This window comes from Shigella sp. FC1544 (assembly GCF_001722145.1).
Taxonomy (GTDB): Bacteria; Pseudomonadota; Gammaproteobacteria; order Enterobacterales; family Enterobacteriaceae; genus Escherichia; species Escherichia coli.
The window spans coordinates 1-705 of record NZ_MECT01000375.1 but is presented as its reverse complement, the minus strand read 5'-3'; the positions used below and the strand labels follow the sequence as shown (position 1 = coordinate 705).

Below are 705 nucleotides of genomic sequence, written 5' to 3'. Positions count from 1 at the left end.
AAATCTGACGTCGGTATTTGGTGACAAAGACCAGGTGAACATGCATCAGGAAAACACAATGCCTTCCACGCCGGATATCGGTTTCTTTTTTCACAGACCAAAGTATCATTTGGCCTGTGAAACGACTACAAGCATTTAAATTCCAGTTAAGACCCGGTGGTCAACAGGAGCGTGAAATGAGGCGCTTCGCAGGCGCATGTCGTTTCGTTTTCAATCGTGCTCTGGCACGTCAGAATGAGAATCATGAGGTCGGTAATAAATACATCCCTTACGGGAAAATGGCTTCCTGGCTGGTTGAGTGGAAAAATGCCACTGAAACGTAATGGCTTAAAGATGCCCCGTCACAGCCATTGCAACAGTCACTGAAAGACCTTGAGCGGGCTTACAAAAACTTCTTCCAGAATCGGGCTGCTTTTCCCCGATTCAAAAAGCGGGGACAGAATGATGTATTCCGCTACCCGCAGGGCGTTAAGCTCGATCAGGAAAACAGCCGTATTTTTCTGCCGAAACTGGGCTGGATGCGCTACCGGAACAGCCGTTAGGTCACGGGTGTTGTGAAAAATGTCACTGTCAGCCAGTCCTGCGGTAAGTGGTACATCAGTATTCAGACAGAAAGTGAAGTATCAACTCCGGTTCACCCTTCAGCATCAATGGTCGGGCTGGATGCTGGCGTGGCTAAACTCGCCACGCTGTCAGATGGCACAG

2 pseudogenes are annotated in these 705 nt (G+C 49.1%); one reads left to right on the top strand and one right to left on the bottom strand.

What is annotated here, in order from left to right:
- A pseudogene (locus tag BGK49_RS31165) lies at positions 1 to 109 on the bottom strand (IS200/IS605 family transposase); the annotation flags it as partial.
- Between the two features lie 7 nt (positions 110 to 116).
- Between BGK49_RS31165 and BGK49_RS30750 the strand changes: the two are divergent.
- Positions 117 to 705: pseudogene (locus tag BGK49_RS30750) on the top strand (RNA-guided endonuclease InsQ/TnpB family protein); the annotation flags it as partial.